At 71.4% G+C, this 17,787-nt stretch carries 15 protein-coding genes and 1 pseudogene; 3 read left to right on the forward strand and 13 right to left on the reverse strand.

Translation table 11 applies throughout. The features are described 5' to 3' along the window. Window positions 1–270 precede the first annotated feature (270 nt). Together ALI22I_RS44245 and ALI22I_RS44250 are read left to right on the forward strand one after the other, a co-directional pair. Window positions 271–1,695, forward strand: a complete 1,425-nt coding sequence (locus ALI22I_RS44245) for a sugar transferase (protein WP_238598883.1) — start codon at window positions 271–273, stop codon at window positions 1,693–1,695. Beyond that, window positions 1,677–3,173 (forward strand): putative glycoside hydrolase, encoded by a 1,497-nt coding sequence (locus ALI22I_RS44250; protein WP_238598884.1) that lies wholly within the window; start codon window positions 1,677–1,679, stop codon window positions 3,171–3,173. Before ALI22I_RS44245 ends, ALI22I_RS44250 begins: the two co-directional genes overlap by 19 nt. Here ALI22I_RS44250 and ALI22I_RS44255 read toward each other — a convergent pair. The 11 genes and pseudogenes from ALI22I_RS44255 to ALI22I_RS44305 all read right to left on the reverse strand — a co-directional run bounded on the left by ALI22I_RS44255 (window position 3,148) and on the right by ALI22I_RS44305 (window position 14,647). Continuing rightward, window positions 3,148–4,251, reverse strand: a complete 1,104-nt coding sequence (locus ALI22I_RS44255; protein WP_238598885.1) for a glycosyltransferase family 4 protein — start codon at window positions 4,249–4,251, stop codon at window positions 3,148–3,150. The two genes, ALI22I_RS44250 and ALI22I_RS44255, sit on opposite strands and share 26 nt — an antisense overlap. Before the next feature lie 98 nt (window positions 4,252–4,349). Then, window positions 4,350–5,423, reverse strand: a complete 1,074-nt coding sequence (locus ALI22I_RS44260) for a glycosyltransferase family 4 protein (protein WP_238598886.1) — start codon at window positions 5,421–5,423, stop codon at window positions 4,350–4,352. Window positions 5,424–5,434: 11 nt separating this feature from the next. Continuing rightward, the gene (locus ALI22I_RS54955) at window positions 5,435–6,841 is read right to left on the reverse strand and encodes an oligosaccharide flippase family protein (RefSeq protein ID WP_274523053.1); all 1,407 of its coding nucleotides are present in this window, start codon (window positions 6,839–6,841) and stop codon (window positions 5,435–5,437) included. Continuing rightward, on the reverse strand, window positions 6,838–8,055 hold the full coding sequence (locus ALI22I_RS44270) for a glycosyltransferase 87 family protein (protein WP_238598887.1): 1,218 nt from the start codon (window positions 8,053–8,055) through the stop codon (window positions 6,838–6,840). The genes ALI22I_RS54955 and ALI22I_RS44270 overlap by 4 nt, the downstream gene beginning before the upstream one ends. A gap of 104 nt (window positions 8,056–8,159) precedes the next feature. Further along, window positions 8,160–9,032 (reverse strand): hypothetical protein, encoded by an 873-nt coding sequence (locus ALI22I_RS44275; RefSeq protein WP_077011549.1) that lies wholly within the window; start codon window positions 9,030–9,032, stop codon window positions 8,160–8,162. Beyond that, the gene (locus ALI22I_RS44280; RefSeq protein WP_238598888.1) at window positions 9,029–10,084 is read right to left on the reverse strand and encodes a glycosyltransferase; all 1,056 of its coding nucleotides are present in this window, start codon (window positions 10,082–10,084) and stop codon (window positions 9,029–9,031) included. Before ALI22I_RS44280 ends, ALI22I_RS44275 begins: the two co-directional genes overlap by 4 nt. Continuing rightward, window positions 10,074–11,240: an O-antigen ligase family protein gene (locus tag ALI22I_RS44285; RefSeq protein ID WP_077012064.1), complete on the reverse strand. Its 1,167-nt coding sequence runs from the start codon at window positions 11,238–11,240 to the stop codon at window positions 10,074–10,076. The genes ALI22I_RS44280 and ALI22I_RS44285 overlap by 11 nt, the downstream gene beginning before the upstream one ends. Further along, window positions 11,237–12,193: a polysaccharide deacetylase family protein gene (locus tag ALI22I_RS44290; RefSeq protein ID WP_077011550.1), complete on the reverse strand. Its 957-nt coding sequence runs from the start codon at window positions 12,191–12,193 to the stop codon at window positions 11,237–11,239. The genes ALI22I_RS44285 and ALI22I_RS44290 overlap by 4 nt, the downstream gene beginning before the upstream one ends. Then, window positions 12,190–13,014 (reverse strand): hypothetical protein, encoded by an 825-nt coding sequence (locus ALI22I_RS44295; RefSeq protein WP_077011551.1) that lies wholly within the window; start codon window positions 13,012–13,014, stop codon window positions 12,190–12,192. Before ALI22I_RS44295 ends, ALI22I_RS44290 begins: the two co-directional genes overlap by 4 nt. Window positions 13,015–13,182: 168 nt before the next feature. After that, window positions 13,183–14,151: a hypothetical protein gene (locus ALI22I_RS44300; RefSeq protein ID WP_143532760.1), complete on the reverse strand. Its 969-nt coding sequence runs from the start codon at window positions 14,149–14,151 to the stop codon at window positions 13,183–13,185. Further along, window positions 14,151–14,647 (reverse strand): annotated as a pseudogene (locus tag ALI22I_RS44305) (SigE family RNA polymerase sigma factor). Before ALI22I_RS44305 ends, ALI22I_RS44300 begins: the two are co-directional and overlap by 1 nt. Before the next feature lie 472 nt (window positions 14,648–15,119). Between ALI22I_RS44305 and ALI22I_RS44310 the strand changes: the two are divergent. Further along, a complete protein-coding gene (locus ALI22I_RS44310; protein ID WP_077011553.1) occupies window positions 15,120–15,743 on the forward strand; it encodes an SAM-dependent methyltransferase in 624 nt (207 codons plus the stop codon). Here the strand turns inward: ALI22I_RS44310 and ALI22I_RS44315 are convergent. Continuing rightward, window positions 15,740–16,633, reverse strand: coding sequence for an NAD-dependent protein deacetylase (locus tag ALI22I_RS44315; RefSeq protein ID WP_077012065.1), 894 nt, complete (start codon window positions 16,631–16,633; stop codon window positions 15,740–15,742). The two genes, ALI22I_RS44310 and ALI22I_RS44315, sit on opposite strands and share 4 nt — an antisense overlap. A gap of 90 nt (window positions 16,634–16,723) precedes the next feature. Then, the gene (locus ALI22I_RS44320; RefSeq protein ID WP_077011554.1) at window positions 16,724–17,770 is read right to left on the reverse strand and encodes a LacI family DNA-binding transcriptional regulator; all 1,047 of its coding nucleotides are present in this window, start codon (window positions 17,768–17,770) and stop codon (window positions 16,724–16,726) included. Window positions 17,771–17,787: the final 17 nt, after the last annotated feature.

The following is a 17,787-nucleotide window of genomic DNA, read 5'->3' on the forward strand; positions in this document are numbered from 1 at the left end:
CCCCGCGGTATCTCGTCGCACGGCAGGGCGAATTCGCGCGGAGAACAGGAACCGCGATCACCGGAAAGGGGAATAGTGTTCACCGAAAGAGTGAATTAACGCCGAAGATCGACGCTTGATGCACACCGAGTGAGCAGAGATTCCCGTTCGTGTGGTCTCGAACGGGTGGACCGATAGTTGAGTTCGTGGTGGGAAGGACGTCGTCCGGATGTGGTGTGGCGTGGACGGGACGCACTCGGGCCCTGGCAATGGCGGTCCGAGGTGAACGGGGTGGGTTCGGCGACCACCTCGCCCCCGGTGTCGCGGTGGCGGCACCCGAGACCGCGGGAGGCGTCGTGGTCGGACCTGCTCCGGCGGGTGAACGCGGTGGCGGTGCTGCTGGTCGCGGTGGACGTGACCGCGGTGGTCGCGGTGGTCACCCGGTTCTCGCCGGGCGGGCGGTGGACGGCGGTGGTGGCGGCGGCGCTGCTGGGCGTGCGGGGCGCGTGCCGGCTCTACCGGCGCCGGCTGTGGCTGTCCTGGTTCCACGACCTGCCACGCTCCGCGGGCGCGACGGCGGTGGCGTTCGCCCTGGTCACACTGGTCGGACTGATCGGCGACGCGCCACCGGGCCCGGCCCGGGCCGCCCAGTGGTCGGTACTGGCCTTCGCCGCGCTGAGCGAACCGGCCCGGCTCGCCGTGTTCGCCTTCGGCCGCTGGTGCCGCCGCCGGTTCCACCGCTGCGACCGCACGATCGTGGTCGGCGCCGGGAAGGTCGGGGTCGACCTGGCCGGCGCGATGCTGGCGCACCCCGAGTTCGGGCTGCGCCCGGTCGGGTTCATCGACCCCCAGCCCCCGCAGGACCTCCGGTCCGCGCTCGCCCGCGCCGCCCTCCCGGTGGACCTGATGGACGAGGACCTGGCCGACGCGATCACACGATTGGGTGTCGGCACGGTCGTGCTGGCGTTCTCCCACGCCCGCGAGTCGTCGGTGGTCGACTCGGCCATCACCGCGCACCGGCTGGGCTGCACCACCCTGGTGGTGCCCCGGATGTTCGAGCTCTACCAGGACGGACCCGATATCGAACGGCTGCGCAGCTACCCGCTGATGCGCCTGGGCACCGCGCCGACCAGCAGGCCGAGCTGGTGGGTCAAGCGGGCCATGGACGTGCTGCTGGCCGCCGTCGCGCTGGTCGTACTCTCGCCGGTGATCGCGCTGTGCGCGCTGGCTGTGCTGCTGGAGAGCGGCCGGCCGGTGATCTTCCGCCAGGTCCGGGTCGGGATGGACGACCAGCCGTTCGTGCTCTACAAACTGCGCAGCGTGAGAATGCTCGGCGAGGACGATTCCCAAGTCACCTGGTCGGTGGCCGGGGATCGCCGGGTCGGACCAGTGGGACGATTCCTGCGCAACAGTTCCCTGGACGAACTACCGCAGTTGTGGAACATCCTCCGGGGCGACATGTCCATCGTCGGACCACGCCCCGAACGGCCGGGTTTCGTGCGTGAATTCTCGGCTATCCACGAGCTATACTGGGCCCGGCACCGGGTGCCCACGGGCCTGACCGGACTCGCGCAGGTACACGGACTGCGAGGTGATACCTCAATTGTCGACAGGTCCCGGTACGACAACTACTACATAGCCAACTGGTCGTTGTGGCTGGACGTGAAAATCCTGTTGCAGACGGTGGGTGAGCTGCTGTGCCGAAGGAATCGCTGAACCGCCGCTCCATCCATGAACTCGGCAGCCGCTTACTCGGCCTGCTGTGCGCCGCCGCGATGCTGCTGCCGAGCACCGGGTGCACCCTGGACGCGGCGTCGGGCAAGGCGACACCCCCGGACCCGCTCGCCCCACTGCCGCGGCCATTCGCGCCGTGCGGCTGGTGGTACGGCATCGGCGAGCCACCCACCGCGGCGGACATCACGTTCGCCGCGAAGCACTACAGCCTGGTGGTGCTCAACGCGACCGAGACGGCCGCCATGCGCCGGCTCAAGCAGCTCAACCCGCAGATCAAGGTGCTCGTCTACAAGGACTTCTCCAGCGCGCGCAACTACCCCGGCGCGGTCGACGGCGAGGTGGACTCGCCGTTCCTGCCCACCGGCATCGGCTACTTCAAGGCGCAGCGCGAGAGCCCGCACTGGTTCGCGGAGGACACCGGGGGCAAGCGCATCGAGTGGAAGACCTACCCGAAGCACTGGCAGATGACCGTGTGGGACCCGGCGTACCAGAAGGCCTGGAGCGACGCGGTCACCGCCGAGGTGCTGCGCGAGGGCTGGGACGGCGTACTCGCGGACAACGACTTCAACTCCCTCAAGTACTACTCGTCGTCCGTGATCAAGGGCGCCGCGGACGCGGCCGAGTCCGACCGGATCATCCGCGACGGCATGGACACGTTCCTCACCGTCGCGGGCGACGCCCTGCGCCGAGCCGGGAAGATACTCATCCCGAACGTGTCCGAATCGCACCTGACCCCCGGCCGGTGGTCGGCGCACTCCCGCTACGACGGCGCGATGGAGGAGAACTTCAGCCTCCACGAGTCCGGCACGGGCGAACTGCTCACCTTCAAGGGCAACGAGTGGAAGGAGCTGCGGTCACAGGCCGCGCTCGGCGAGTCCTGGCTGCTGCTGATCACCCACACCAAGGACCCCCGGGAAGAACGCGTCGGCTACGCCACCGCAGCGCTGCTGGCCAGCCCGTACACGTGCTGGTCCGGCGCGACCACCAAGGACTACCGCAACCCGGACTGGTCCCGCTACCAGGACGCCGGACTGGGCGAGGCGACCGAGGCCGCGAACCGCCTGCTGTCCGGCGCATGGGACCGACGGTTCACCGGCGGCTACGTGGCGGTGAACCCGACCGGCAAGACGACGCAGGTGACCCCGCCACCGGGATTGGTCGACATCGATGACGGCGCCGCCACACCGACCACCATCGACCTGCCCGCAGGCGACGCCGTGATCCTGGTCAAGCCCACAAGCACCACCACGGCAACCCCACCGACCACCACCTCGACCACCGGACCGACCACCACACAGCCGACCCCAACCCAACCCGCAACAACCCAGCCCGCAACAACTCAGCCGACCACAACTCAGCCACCCGAGCCCCAGCCGACAACCCAGCCGACAACCCAGCCAACGGCCACCACGACCAAAACCCTGACGACGACCACTACGCCGCCGACTCCCACCTCATGAGCTCGCGGTAGAGGGCGAGGTGGCGCCGCGCGCACACGTGCGGCGCGAACCTCTCCCGCGCCCGTTCGGCGAGCAGGCGGCCGGTCCGGGCCGGATCGGGGTCGGCGAACAACGCGCGCAGCCGCGCCGCCAACTGATCGACGTCACCCGGCGCGGCCAGCAAGTCCACGCCACCCAAGCCCGAAGAACCCGCTCCCGGTGAACCCGAATCCGAATCCGAATACCCCAGCATGTCTGCCACCCCACCGGTGTCCGTGGCCACCACCGGCTTACCCGCCACCATCGCCTCGGCCACCACCAACGGCTGCTGCTCCATCATGGACGGCAGCACGAGCGCATCGTGGTGCCGCAACACATCCGGCACATCAGCCCGGAACCCCAGAAACGTCACCCGTCCGCCCAACCCGCGGGCCAACTCTTCCGCCCTCATCCGCTCCGGACCGTCACCGACCACGGTCAACGTGGCGTCCGCCGGCATCACCCCCGGCCGGGCCAACGCCGCCAGCAGCGTCGCCAACCCCTTGCGCTCCACCAACAACCCGACGAACACCAGCCGCCGCACCGGCCCAACCGGCAGCTGCACGTGCGCGGGCTCCACGCAGTTGTCGATATGCGTCAACCGAGCCCCCGGCACCCGCAGCCGAGTCGACAAAAACCGACCCATCGCCCACGCAGGCACCACCGTCCGATGCACGGCACGCGCCACCACGGCATCCGCAGCCAACACGACCCGCGTGTAAGCAGAAGGCGGGACAGCCTGCGGCACCCCTCGGAACCACGCCTCCCCCACATCGTCCGGCACACCGTGGTAGGTCTGGATCACCTTGTGCCGCCACCGCAAACCAGCGCTGACCAACCCGGCCCGCCGATCCTGCGCGTGCACCACATCCGGCCGCCACGCCCGCACCGCCACCCGCGCCCGCCGCCCAGCCCGCAAGTCCGTCTTGTCACCAACGTCCACGATCTCGTGGTGCACCCCCAACTCCTCCGCCCCCCGACGCGGCACCGGCCCGAACACCCGCACATCCACTTCCCCGGACGCAAGCAGAGCCCGCGCGAGCCGCACAGTGACGTCCACCGGCCCCCCGCTGTCCTGCGTCAGCAGATACGCGACCCGCAAACGCCTGCCGCCTCCCACAAACCCACTCACCGAACACCCAGTCACCGACGACCCACTCACCGAAGACCCACCACGAGCTTGTCCACCAACGTCGCGACCTGGTCGGCCACCTGCCGCCGGTCGAACAGCAACTCCACCCGCCGCCGACCGCGCGCCCCCTCCTCATCCGCCAACACCGAATCAGCCAGCCGCAACGCCACCGCCCCCGCCAACGCCCCGACGTCACCGACCGGCAGCACCACACCACCCTCACCAACACTCTGCCGCGCCCCGCCGACATCGAACGCCACCACAGACCGCCCGCTCGCCATCGCCTCCAACGGCACCAACGCCATCCCCTCCGCCCGCGACGGCATCACCACCACATCGGCGGCGGCGTAGAAGTCGGCGACCGAGTCGTCATGCCCCCACCACCGCACGGACTCGTCGTCACAAGCCGCCCGCCACTGCGGACCCATCGGTCCGTCACCTACCAGCACCAGCCGCGCATCAGGCACCCGCCCCCGCACCTCCGGCCACGCCGCAAGCAACTGGTCCTGCCCCTTGAGCAGCGCAAGCCGACCAACGCACACCGCCGTGGGCACATCCGGCAGCCCCAACCGCCGCCGCGCCGCGACCCGATCACCAGGCCGGAACCGCTCGACGTCCACGCCGTTGCACACCACTTCCGCAGGTCCACGGACACCGGCTGCCCGCCCCACCGCCAGTTCGTCGTCGCTCACACACACCAACTGGTGCGTCCACCGCGACCCCACCCGCTCCCAAGCCCGAGACGCACGCCCCACCACCCCGGCAGCGCTCTGGAACGACCACATGTGCGGCTGGAACAACGTCGGCCGCCGCCCCCGCACCACCACCCGCCCGACCAGCCCGGCCTTGGAACTGTGCAGGTGCACGACATCCGGCGCGAGATCCCGCAGAATCCGCCGAAGCCGCAGCGCCTCCCCCACCGTCCCCACCCCAGGTTGCCGACGGGCAGACCACTCACGCACCTCGACACCCACCCCACGCGCCCGTTCGGCGAGCGACCCCGGCGGACACACCACGGCTACCGACCACCCGAGTTCCCGTTGCGCCTCGGCCAACTCCAACACCACCGCCGCCACCCCGGCCTCCACGGGCTGGCTCACGTGCACGACCTTCATCGAAGCCACGCCTTCCGGTTCGCAGCCAGCACGACCACGCCGCACACCACCGCCAACACGCCCCCTTCACCCAGCGCACCCACCACGGAACCGGGCGGCCCGAACACGTCACCAACTAAATGCGCCACCGCCGCACAACCCCCTGCCGCCAAGACCACCCCGGCAATCCCCTTCGCCAGCAACCTCAACGGCGGCCCGATCCCCCGCCGGACCAACGCACACCACGTGCACGGCACCACCAGCCACGCCGCCACGACCTGCACCAACGCGACCGCCACCACCCCGTGCCGGGTGAACACCAACAACCCGCCGACCAACAACGCCAGGTGAGTCGCCTCCAACGCCAGGTAACGGCGGGCGTGCCCGGCCCCCTTCAGCACCTGGTACCACAGGTGCAGCAGGCTGATCCCCAAGCCGTACAGGCACAGCAGAGTCAACGGCACCGCCGCCTCCGCCCACCGCGCGCCGAACACCACCACCCGATCGGCCAACGCCGCCGTCACCGCGTACAACCCACCGGTCACCACCAGCACCGCCGACGTGAACCGCCCGACCACATCGGACAGCCCTTGCCCCTCCCGGATCAGCTTGGCGCACAACGGGAGAACCACGCCGCCGAGCACCACCGCGACCAGGATGTACGGCACCCAGGCGATCCGGTACGCCAACGAGTACACGCCGACCGCCTCCGGCCCGTGCACCCGCGAGATCGCCAAGTAGTCCAGGTTGATCAGCAGCACGGCCACCAGCGCACCCGGCCCCACCACCGCGATCCACCGCAACGCCTCGGCCGCCGCGTCCACGTCCCACACCGGCCGCACCCACACCCCGACCACCACACCCAACACGGGTTGCGCGACGGCCGTGCACAGCAGCCCGATCACCAGCGAGTACGGCCCGGCCCCACCCACCGCGAGCACGATCGTCACCACCGCGCCGAGCACCGCACCACCCGCGTCGGGCACCAACCGCCGGCGGAAGTCCAGCTCCCGGTGCAGCAACCCCATCTGCACCCCGGCCACCGCCGAGAACGGCAGGCTCACCGCCGCCAGCCGCACCAGCGACGCCACCGAAGGAGCGTCCAGCGCCCGCGCGATCCCGTCGGCCGCCAGCACCAACCCGACCGCCAGCACCACTCCCACGCCCACGCTGAGGATGAGCAGCGTGCCCGCCACCCGGCGCGGGTCCCGGTCCGTCCTGCTGACCACGTCGTACACGCCCATCGACTGGACGACCTGGCCGATGTTCACCAGCGCCACCGCCAGCGCCACCAGCCCCAGCCCCTCCTCGGTGAGGAAGGCGGCCAGCACCAGCGTGACGGCCATCTGGCTGCCCTTGCCGACCAGGTTGACCAGGAACAGCCACAGCGAACCCCGCACGGCCCGCTGACCGACAGGTGTCACGCCCGCACCGTGCCGACGTCCGAGCAACGGCGGTTGACCGCGAAACCCATCACCAGCAGCCACGCCACCACGACCGCCACCCCGTCGACCGTCACGTCCACCCGCGAACCCAGCAACCCCCGGATCGCGACGCTGACGAAGTGGAGGTGCGCGAAGGGAACCGCCATCAGCAACACCGACAGCCCCACGAGCCGCCAGCCACGCTCCCGCCGATGCCGCCACCACACGACCGCCACCGCCGCCATCGACGGCACGGCGATCAACACGTCACCGGGCTGGTGCACGACCGCCACCACGACGGCCATGCACGTCAACAGATCCGCCAACGCGGGCTGACCGAACCGGTCCAGCCGCCGCACGAGCACCGCGCTCACCGCCAGCACCCCGACCAACACCAACGGCTCCGCGCCGAATGCGATCCACCTCGTGGCCCGGTAGAACACCGCCGCGAGATCGATTCGCTGCGCCGTCAGCGAATCCACCGCGCCGTACGAGGTCTGACTGGCGTGCGCCAGGTTCGCCGCGATGACGTCCAGGAACGGCCCGACCCCGCCACTACGCACGATCAACGGCACCAAGACGACCAGACTCGCCACCGCCGCGACCGCCGTCCCGGTCACCGCGACCCGCCGTGACCCGCGCACGAACAGCAGGAACGCCAGCGGCAGACCGAACTGCGGCTTGAGCCACGCCAACGCCAACGCGAACGCCGCCCACTTCGGCGAGTCCCGCCGCGCCAGCAACGCACCCGCCGCCCCGACCGCGATCAGCGGATTCACCTGCCCGATGTACAGCTGGGCCTTGCCCACTTGGCTGAGCACCAGCAAAGTCGCGCTCACCGCCGTGCCGAGCACCACCGGCACGTGCTGCCGCAGCCGACCCGCCGCCAACACCGCCAGCGCGACCAGCAGCACCAACGACGCCAACGCGAACGCCACCGCGCCCACCCGGTACCCCGGCAGCGCGAACGGCGCGTGCAGCAGCAGGTGGTACGGCTGGTAGAGGTTGAAGTTCTGCCGCACCGGCCAGTGCTCGAACATCGTCGCCGGGTGGTACGGGTTGCCGCCGGCCAGGAACTCGCGGATCGGGAAGTACAGCGCGTCCCGGAAGTCCTGCATCCGCTCCTCGGGCAGGTTCGCCGACGTCGGGAGCGGCACCTCCCACGACGGCCGCAACGCCCGCCACGCCCCCACAACCCCGACCAGCCCCACCACAACGACAACGAATCGCGCTGTCTTCCCGAGCGGCTTCCCGAGCGGCTTCCCGAGCGACTTCCCGGACACCCGACCGTCGACGAAAAACGAACGCACCTTCCCGCTCAGCACAACACCACCGCCACCACCGTCGCCGAAACCGGCAGCGCGCCCACCACAGTCGCCAGCTCCTCGTGCCGCCCGCCGCCGGCTCGGACGACCGCGATCACCGCGTCACCGTCACCGGGCTCACCGGTCTTGTCCGGCAGCTCGGCCGCCAACGCCTCGGCGCGTTCGGTCAACTCCGGCACCACCGCCACGACCCGCGCCGGCCGTGCCGACGCCTCGCACAGCACCGTCAGCCGCTGTGCCAAGCCGGGGTCGTCGTCGGGCAACACCGCGACCGGGTGCCGCACACCACCGGCGGTCAGAGCGGCCCGCACCTGGTCACCGGGGCGGGTCCGGCGCAGGTGGCCGACCGCGTAGGCGGCCAGACCCGCGATCACCCCGGCGACCAGGGCCAGGCCGGACGCCAACGGCCGGTCCGGCGCGATCCGCGTGGTCTCGGGTCGGTCCAGTATGCGGAGCCGGGCGGCCGGCGTGAGCAGGTCGGCGTCCACCACGGCCTGCGCGATCCGCGTCGCGGCCTGCGCGGCCTGGTCGGCGGTCGGCGCGCGCACCGACAACCGGGCCAGCCCTGAGGCCGGCACCAGTTCCACCGACACACGGCGGGCCAGGTCGTCGATCGTGGTGCCGAGCTCCTCGGCCGGGCCCCGCAGCACGGACGGACTGCGCGACACCTCCACCAGCGCGGGCAGCGCCAACGCCACGACCTCGCCGTACTGTGCCTGACCAAGCTGGGCAGGATCGCCCGCCGTCGCCACCGCGAGCAGCCCGACGCGGCTCTCGTGCTCCTCGCCGCCCACCTCGACGGCGATCAACACCGCCAAGGCGACCAGCAGCGCGACACCGAGACTGATCAGCAGTGGACGCTTCATGATCCTCCGATCGCGGTGCGCAGGAGTTCGTCGTAGGACCGCATCAGCAGGCGCGGGTCGTGCTCACGCTGGACCGACGCACGTCCGGCCTCGCCCAGTTCGGTGCGGGCGTGAGCGTTGAACAGCAGGGACCGCAACGCGTCCGCCGTCGCGGCCGGGTCACGGCGCGGCACGGTGACGCCGCCGCCACCGGCCAGCGCCTGGCGCACACCGTCCACATCGGTCGCGATCACCGGGCGTCCGGCGGCCAGCGATTCGAGCACCGCGATCGGCATGCCCTCCCAGTCGCTGGTCAGCACGGTGACGTCGGCGGCGGCCAGCAGGTCGGGCACGTCGCAGCGGTTGCCCAGGAACCGGACCCGGTCCTCGATGCCGAGTTCGGCGGCACGCAGGCGCAGCGTGTCGCGGCGGCTGCCGTCGCCCGCCAGCCACAGCACCGCCTCGCCGTCCAGCTTCGCCCACGCTTCCAGCAGCACGTCGTGCCGCTTCTGCGGTTCCAGCCGGGCCGGGCACAGCGCGACCGGCACGTCCGGGGCGACGCCGTGCACCGCGCGGACCGCTTCCCGGTCCACCCGTTCGGGTTGCGGGAACACGGCGTTGGGTATCACCACCGGGTCGGGGACGCCCGCGGCGCGCAGCCGGTCGGCCGTGACGTCGGCGACCGCGACGACCGTGCGCGAGGTGTGTTTGAGGATGCGGGCCGCGCCGGTGTAGTCGGTTTCGGCCACACCGTGGAACACGGTCAGCAGCGGCAGTCGGCGGGGCAGCACGGCCAGCCGTGCGACCAGGCTGGCCGACACGTTGTGCGCCAGCACGACCTCCGGCTGGAAGCTGCGGATGGCGGCTTTGGTGGCCGTGGTCGCGCGCAACACGCCGGCGGCCTTGCGCTGCGCCACCGGCACGGTGAACGTCGGCACGCCGAGCGCGCGCAACGCCTCGGCCCGGTGCCCGCCACCGCTGGCCACGGCCGACTGCCAGCCGAACTGCCCGCCGGACCGGGCCATCCCGGCGACCAGCGCTTCGGCGCCGCCGGTCCCCATCTCACTGATCACGTGGAGCACACGCAACGTCGCTCGTCCTCCTCAGACGCAGGTCGGCCGCGGCCACGACTGCGACCAGCGACCACAACGGCAGGTAGTACTGCTGGGACAGGAAGGTGGAGGCGACCACGACCGCGATCAGGGCCGCCTGCACCGCGAGGATCGGCAACGGGTCGGTGGTGGCGCGCAGCACGCGTTCGCTGGTGACCGCGGCGAGCACCAGGAGTGCGGCGAACAGCGCGAACCCCGGCACGCCGAGTTCGGCGGCCACCTCCAGGTACATGTTGTGCGACACCGGGCTCTGCTCGTCGATCTCGGCGTTGTGCGAGGCGGCGGGGTACTCGGCGCGGAACCCGCCCGGTCCGACGCCGAGGACCGGGTTGTCGGCGACCATGCGGGCGGCGGCCTGCCAGCGCAGTTCACGAGTGTCCACATTGGTCTCGGCGATGTGGGTCTTCTCCCGCAACGCCCGGTCCAGCGCCGGTCCGGCGAACAGGACGGCCGACACACCGAGCAGGGTGAGCGCCGCCGCCCCGATCGCCAACGCCTTGAGCGGCAACGCGCGGCGGGCCAGCAGCCACGCCGGCGCGGCGGTGAGGGCGAGCGCGCCGCCCCGGGAGAACGTCGCCGCCGCGCCCGCGACGAGGATGGTCGCGGCCAGGGCGATGACGACGCCGCGGCGCAGGGCCACCAGCAGCGGCAGGGCCGCGACCAGGACGTAGGCGAGGTCGTTCGGGTCCTCCAACGGGCCGGTCGCGCGCGTCTCCCCCGCCGCGAGCAGGCTGTACAGCGCGCCGACGGCGGCCACCACGGCGCCCGCGACGGCGGCCGTGAGGATCGCGCGGATCGACACCTCGCGCGCGGCGACGTCCACCAGGATCACCGTGACCAGCAGGAACGGCAGCCAGCGCAACGCGTACTCCATCGTGTACGCGCCACTCGCGTGCAGCGCCGAGGACGCCAGCAGCACGATGGCGAGCAACGCGAGGACCGCGTGCACCGGGTGGGGTTCGGGAGCTCGGCGTTGGCGCGCCCGGACCGCGATCCAGGTGACGGCGAGCAGCGCGGGCGGTAGTTTGGCCAGTTGGCCGTGGGCTTGGAGGAGGTAGCCCTCCAGCGGCGCGGCGAACACCGTCACGCACGCGAGGGCCCGCAACGGCCAGGTCATCCGCCGCACCGCGCCAGGAGTCCGGTGTCGTGCTCGCGCAGGCCCGCTGCGAGCCGGGCGACGTGCTCGCCGGTGCCGACCACGTCGAAGTGGGCGCGCAGCGCGCCGAGCACCCAGCCCAGGAACTCGACTTTCCGCGCGCCGGGCACCGCCATGCCGGGGAAGAACTCCATGCCGGGTGCCTCGGCCGCGCCGAGCACGTCCGTGGGGTGCAGCAGCAACGACGGCTGAACTTTGCGCGCCCGGCACAGGCGCAGCGCGGTGGTGAAGTAGCCGCGGGCGAGGCGGGGTGAGACCTGGTGCAGTTGGAGCAGGTAGGAGCCGTGGATCGGGACGCGCAACAGCGGCATGGTGGTGACGGGCAGTTCGACCAGGCCGATGCCGACGCCGATGCGCCAGCGGTAGGCGGCGTTGGGCGCGCGGACGCGGGAGAAGCCGCCGAACAGGTCACGTTCGCCGCCGGTCGGGGCGGTGCGGTTGTGGTAGGCGCGGGCGAGTGGGCCGATCCAGGTGGGCAGGGTGCTGGCGTCGTAGCGGTAGCCGCGTTCGGCGAGCAGTTCCAGCAGGTCGCGGGTGACGCTGTAGCCGGGGCCGCGGAAGCCGGTCGGGCGTGGCGCGCCGGCGGCGACGATGGCGTCCTCGGTGCGGGCGAGTTCGGCTTGGAGCCGGTCGCGGGAGTAGCGGTGCAGCCAGGGTTCGTGGCCGTAGGAGTGGTTGGCGACTTCGTGCCCTGCTTTTGTGATGGCGGCGACGGCCTGTGCGCCGTCCTCGCGTTCGACGTCCGCGCCGACCACGAAGACGGTCGTGGTGAGGCCGTGCGTGCCGAAGGCTTCCAGCAGGCGGGGCACGGCGGTGGGCAGGAAGCTGGGGCGGCGTTCCCACTCGGGGTTGCCGTGGGTTTTGAGGTAGGCCCAGAGGTTGTCCAGGTCGAGTGAGACGCTGGCGGTGCTCATCGGGCCACCCGCGCGGGTGTCTTCGTGAACCGGTCGGCGTAGCCGAGCAGCAGCACGCCGGACACGACCAGGCCCACGCCGAGCACCACCCACCACTCGCGGCCGGGCGTGATCCGGTCGCCGAGGGCGGCGATGCCGATGACGGAGGTGAGCACGACGGTGGTGGCGTCCATGGTGGCGACGGTCGAGGTGGCCGAGCCGCGGCGCAGTGCCAGGGCGAGGTAGGACTGGCCGACGAGCGCGGCCACGACCATCACCCACGCCAACGGGTACAGCGGGAGCGTGAGCAGCGGTTCGTCGGCGAGCGTGCGGCTGGTCATGGCGACCACGGCGAACGCCAGGCCCGCCGACGCTGCCAGCGGCACCGCGCCGCCGACCAGGCGTTGGATCAGCACGAGCGCGACCAGCGGGAGTCCGAACAGGACGATGCCGAGCCCTTGCGGCACGTCGTGCGCGGCCGACGGCGTGGCGGCGGCGACGAGCAGCACCAGCCCCGTCGCCATCACCAGGAGCACCACGATCTCGACCGCCCGGACCCGCCAGCCGAGCACCGCCATGCCGAACAGGGTGGCCAACCCGACCGCGCACGACGAGCCGGCCTGCACGAGGTAGAGCGGGAGTTCGGCGCGGGCGAGGAAGGCCAGCGCGAACCCGCCGACCTGCCCGGCGAAACCCGACAGGTAGAGCCGGTCGCGCAGGAGCCGGGCGAGCAGGCCCAACCCGCCGCCGCCTTCGTCGGCGCGCTGGGAGGCGACCGACTGGGCGACGATGCCCAACGCGTACAGCACCGCGGACGCGGCGAGTTCGAGGTAACCAGTCACGCGACTCTTCCCATGGAGACACCCGGCACGCGGTAGCGGTCGGTGTGATCCCGATATCGGAAGGGCAGCGTAGAACCCGCACTCCTGCGACTCTTTCGAGCGATAGGCGGTTACACGATCGAGTTAACTTGCCGACTACACAACGACATTTTTACCTCGGAGTGTGGATCAGGTGGCGTCGGCGACGGCCAGGGCGATCCTGGTCAGCTGTTCCTCGGTCAGCGGCAGGGTCTCGCGTCCCGCGCCGGTGCGGTTGAAGGACGCATCGCGTTCCCGGAACTCGAAGTCGGGGCTGCCGTAGTTCACCACCGTGATCGCGTAGGTCTCGCCCGTCGGTGTGTAGACGCGCAGCACCCGGGCCAGCGACTGGAACGGTTCGCTCACCCGCACCGGGTAGAACTGGAGAACCGTCCCGTCCGGGCGGACCAGCCTGCGCGGCGGGGCGCAGTTGCCCTCCACGAACGCCTCGTCGTCGGCCGCCGCGACCGGGTCGAGGGTGGTGTAGCCGGCCTTCAGGTCCACGCTGCCGGTGCCGTGCTCGTCGGTGACGTCGATCCACTGGACGTGCCCGTCGACCGAGTCGGGGTGCTTGTCCTTGTTGGCCGGGATGGTGCGTGTGTTCAGCTCGCTCACCCTCGCGGGCGACGCGACCTGCGCCACGGCGAGCCCCCACGCGTTCAGCACGGGCATGGGCGGGCGCGGCGAGTTCCACGTGGTGAACCGGCTGCCGGTGCCCGAGTCGCACTGCGGGATCGCCAGGATCTCCCGGCCTTCCGGCGGTGGCGCGGTCCACGCGGGGGTGAACGTGCCGTAGGGGATGCGCGGCGGCTGGTTCACGGCCGTCCACTCGGGACCGACGGTCGCCGGTGACATCGTGACCAGCGGCCCGTCGCCCCCAGCGGATGACGAGTGGTCCGGTCCGGCAAGGCTGCTCAACGCGGCCGTGCCGAACCCGACCACGCCGACCACCGCCAGCACGCCCGCCGCAGCGCCGGCCCGACGCACCAGCAGCCGACGGCGGCCACGCCGCAACACGTCCGCGAGATCCGTCCGCACCGCAGGCGCCGGTCCGTCCACTTCGGACCGCAGCACGCCGCCCAACTCCCGCTCGTTCAACTCCCGCTCGTTCTCCCACATCACGCACTCCCCCGGGTCATCGCGCCGCGATAGGCCTCGCGGAGCGTCTGCAAGCCTCTGGCCGTCTGGCTCTTGACCGTCCCCGTCGAACACCGCAGCGCCTCCGCCACCTGCTCCACCGACAGGTCATGCACGAACCGCAACACCAGCACCGCCCGCTGCCGGGGCGCCACGTGCTGCAACGCAGCCAGCAACGGCGGCCGTTCGTCCGCGCCCGACGTGTCCGCCTCGACCGCGGACTCCGGTGGCGCCGCAACGGCCTGCTCGCGCCACCTGCCACGCCGCCGTGAATCGAGGAACAGCCTGGTCACCACGGTCCGCAGATACGCTTCCGCGGTCTCCCGACGCACCTTCGGCCAGTGCACGTACATGCGGACGAACGCGTTCTGCGCAATCTCCTCCGCCTCACCCAATCACCGCACAGCGCGTACGCCGTGCGCCGAGCCTGATCGAACCGGCTCGCGAAGAACTCGGAGAACTCGTCCTCGCGTCCCACCCGTTGCCCTCCCCCGATGTCCTGCGGTCACCACAAGTACGCACTTACCCACCGGCTGGTTGCACCGGGCAGCGGCGGATCGGACAGCGGCAGGGCGGGCACGGCAGGGCGGGACGCGGGGCAGGGCAGGCCGGGCCAGGGCAGGTCGGGCCGGGGCGCAGGTCGGGGCAGGGCAGGGCAGGGGCGGGCGGGGGCGGCAGTCGGCACGGCTTGGGTGGGGCGGGCTGGGTGGGCCTGACTGCGGGTGGGATGGGGTTGGGGTTGGTCGCGCGGTCCTCGTTGTTTCAACCGACGTTTGAGGGGATTTATAACAGCGTTTTTCTAGGTTGTCAGGTGATGATCACCCGGTTGGGTGACCGGAGGCTCCGGGCTCCAGTCCGTGGACCAGCGGAAACGTTATCGGTGGGCTTTGGGGTTGCCAAATTGGCAACGTTTATTGCTGGTGTTCGGTGGATGGCTGGAGGATCTGGGTATGACTGCTACTGAGGAGTTTTGGGAGACGTTCTACCGGGATCGCGACCGGGTCTGGACCGGCAAGGCCAACGAGTTGCTGGTGCGGGAGGTCGCGCATCTGGAGCCGGGCACGGCGCTGGATCTCGGGTGCGGTGAAGGTGGGGATGCGTTGTGGTTGGCCGAGCGGGGTTGGATGGTGACGGCGGTCGACGTGTCCACCACCGCGTTGGCGAGAGGTGCGGCGCGGGCCACTGAGGTGGGGTTGGCCGCACGTATCGACTGGCAGCGGCATGATCTGGCGCGTTCGTTCCCGGCCGGTTCGTTCGACTTGGTGTCGGCGCAGTTCCTGCACTCGTCGGTCGCCGCGGAGGGTGAGCGGGAGGGAATTCTGGCGCGTGCCGCCGAGGCGGTGGCGGCCGGTGGTGTGTTGTTGGTCGTGGGGCACGCCGAGTGGGCGTCCTTCCAGCGGCACAACCCGCCGGTGGAGTACCGGTTCCCGACCAACGCCGACGTGTTGGCGTCGCTGAAACTCGACCAGCGGTGGGTGGTGGAGGTGGACGAGTCGGTCGAGCGGGAAGTGATCAGTCCGGAGGGCGAGCACGGCACGCGCGCGGACATCGTGCTGCGGCTGCGCCGGAGCTAGGCGAGCCGGGGCGGGCGGGGCAGGCGGGCTAGCAGGGTGGTCAGGGCTTCGCCTAGGGGCAGGTCGACGCGGACGGTGGCGTGGGCGTCGCCTCTGGTCTGGCCTTTGTTGACGATGAGGACGGGTTTGCCGGCGGTGGCGGCGTGCCGGACGAAACGCAGGCCGGACATGACGGTCAGCGAGGAACCGAGCACCAGCAGGGCGTCGGCGGAGTCCACCAGCCGGTAGCACTGCTCGACGCGCGGCCGGGGCACGTTCTCGCCGAAGAACACCACGTCCGGTTTCAGCACGCCCGAACCGCAGGCGGCGCACGAGACCAGCCGGAACGAGCGGACCTCGTGATCGGGCAGGTCGACGTCGCCGTCGGGGTTGATCCGGGTCGCGGTGGCCTCGAACGCGGGGTTCGCGGCGCGGAACCTGCGGTCGAGGTCTTCGCGGGCGCTGACCGTGCGGCAGTCCAGGCAGATCACGCGGTCGAGGCTGCCGTGCAGGTCGACCACGTCCGGCGTGCCGGCGGCCTGGTGCAGGCCGTCGACGTTCTGCGTGATCACGCCGGACACGTAGCCGCGGGCGTGCAACTCGGCCACGGCGTGGTGGCCGGTGTTCGGGGCGGCGCGGGCGATGGTCCGCCAGCCGAGGTGGCTGCGCGCCCAGTACCGGCGCCTGCCCTCGACGCTGCCGACGAACTCGTCGTAGGTCATCGGGGTGTGCTTGCGCAGGCTGCCCGACGCGCCGCGGTAGTCCGGGATGCCGGATTCGGTGGACAGCCCCGCGCCGCTGAGCACCACGACCCGTCCGCCCGCGACCACCCGCACCACCTCGTCCAGGCTGGTCGTGCGCGGCAACGGCGCACCGGTCGCCGTCCAGCTCAACGTGGGCCGTGTGCGCATGCGGTCCACTTTACGTGCAGCCGGGCGGCCTTCCGGCTGGTCAACGCCGGCGAGCTGTCAGCGCCGGCGGCCAGTCAGCGCCAGGTCCGGTCAGCGCTGGCGGCCGGCCGCCGGTCCGGTGGACTCGCGGACCACCAGTTCGGGTGGGCGGATGTCGAGTGACGCGTCCTCGATCTCGTCGAGCGACGCGAGCAGCACACGCGCCGCCGCGCGGCCGAGGCCGACCAGGTCCTGGCGCACGGTGGTGAGCTGCGGGTAGACGAGTTCGCCGAGCGGCAGGTCGTCGTGGCCGATCACGGACAGGTCGCCGGGCACGTCCACGCCCAGTCTCCGAGCCGCACTCATTCCGGCCACGGCCATCGAGTCGTTGGCGAACAGGACCGCTGTCGGGCGTCGGCGGTCGTCGAGCAGCCTGCCGACGGCATCGACCGCGCCGGCCGCGGTGAAGTCGGAGACGATGGTGTGGCTGGGCGCGAGGTCGTGCGCCGCCAACGTTTCCTCGAACACCCGCCGCCGGTAGAGGGTGTGCACCCGGTCCTCGGGGCCGGACACGTACGCGATGCGCCGATGCCCGTGCGCGACCAGGTGTTCGACCGCCGACCGCATACCGCTGTCCAGCCCGGACGCCTGCACGGCGGGCACCGGGTCGTCGCGCCACGGCGTGCCGATCAGCACGGTGTTCATGCCAAGAGCCCGCAGCAGCTCGAACCGGGTGTCGCCGATCCGGCTCTCGGTGAGCACGACGCCGTCGACCCGGCGTTCGTCGGCCAACCTGCGATAGGCGGCCTCCTCCGCACTCGGCTCCTCGCCGACGATGTGCAGCAGCAGGCCGTACCCGAGCGGGGACAGTTCGCTCTCGATACCAGAAATCAGCAGGGTGAAGTGCGGGTCGGCGCTGAGCAGGTCCGGTGAGCGCTTGGCGACCATGCCGATGGCGCGGGTCTTCGCGCCGCGCAGGGCGACCGCGGCGGCGGACGGCGTCCACTGGAGTTTGCGCGCGGCGGTCAGGATGCGTTCGCGGGTGGGCGCGGAGATGCCCGTCTTGCCGTTGACGACCTTCGACACGGCCGCCACCGACACCCCGGCGAGGGCCGCCACGTCCGCGATCGTGGGCTTGCCCGGTCCGCGTCTCACCACCCGGCAAACGTTACACC

It is taken from the genome of Saccharothrix sp. ALI-22-I (assembly GCF_001984175.1).
Classification (GTDB): Bacteria; Actinomycetota; Actinomycetes; order Mycobacteriales; family Pseudonocardiaceae; genus Actinosynnema.

Excerpts from the sequence above, each read along its gene's own strand:
- ALI22I_RS44315 (WP_077012065.1), bottom strand. The coding sequence starts at position 16,633 with ATGCGCACACGGCCCACGTTGAGCTGGACGGCGACCGGTGCGCCGTTG.
- ALI22I_RS44285 (WP_077012064.1), bottom strand. The coding sequence starts at position 11,240 with ATGACCTGGCCGTTGCGGGCCCTCGCGTGCGTGACGGTGTTCGCCGCG.
- ALI22I_RS44290 (WP_077011550.1), bottom strand. The coding sequence starts at position 12,193 with ATGAGCACCGCCAGCGTCTCACTCGACCTGGACAACCTCTGGGCCTAC.
- ALI22I_RS44310 (WP_077011553.1), top strand. The coding sequence starts at position 15,120 with ATGACTGCTACTGAGGAGTTTTGGGAGACGTTCTACCGGGATCGCGAC.
- ALI22I_RS44275 (WP_077011549.1), bottom strand. The coding sequence starts at position 9,032 with ATGAAGCGTCCACTGCTGATCAGTCTCGGTGTCGCGCTGCTGGTCGCC.
- ALI22I_RS44300 (WP_143532760.1), bottom strand. The coding sequence starts at position 14,151 with ATGTGGGAGAACGAGCGGGAGTTGAACGAGCGGGAGTTGGGCGGCGTG.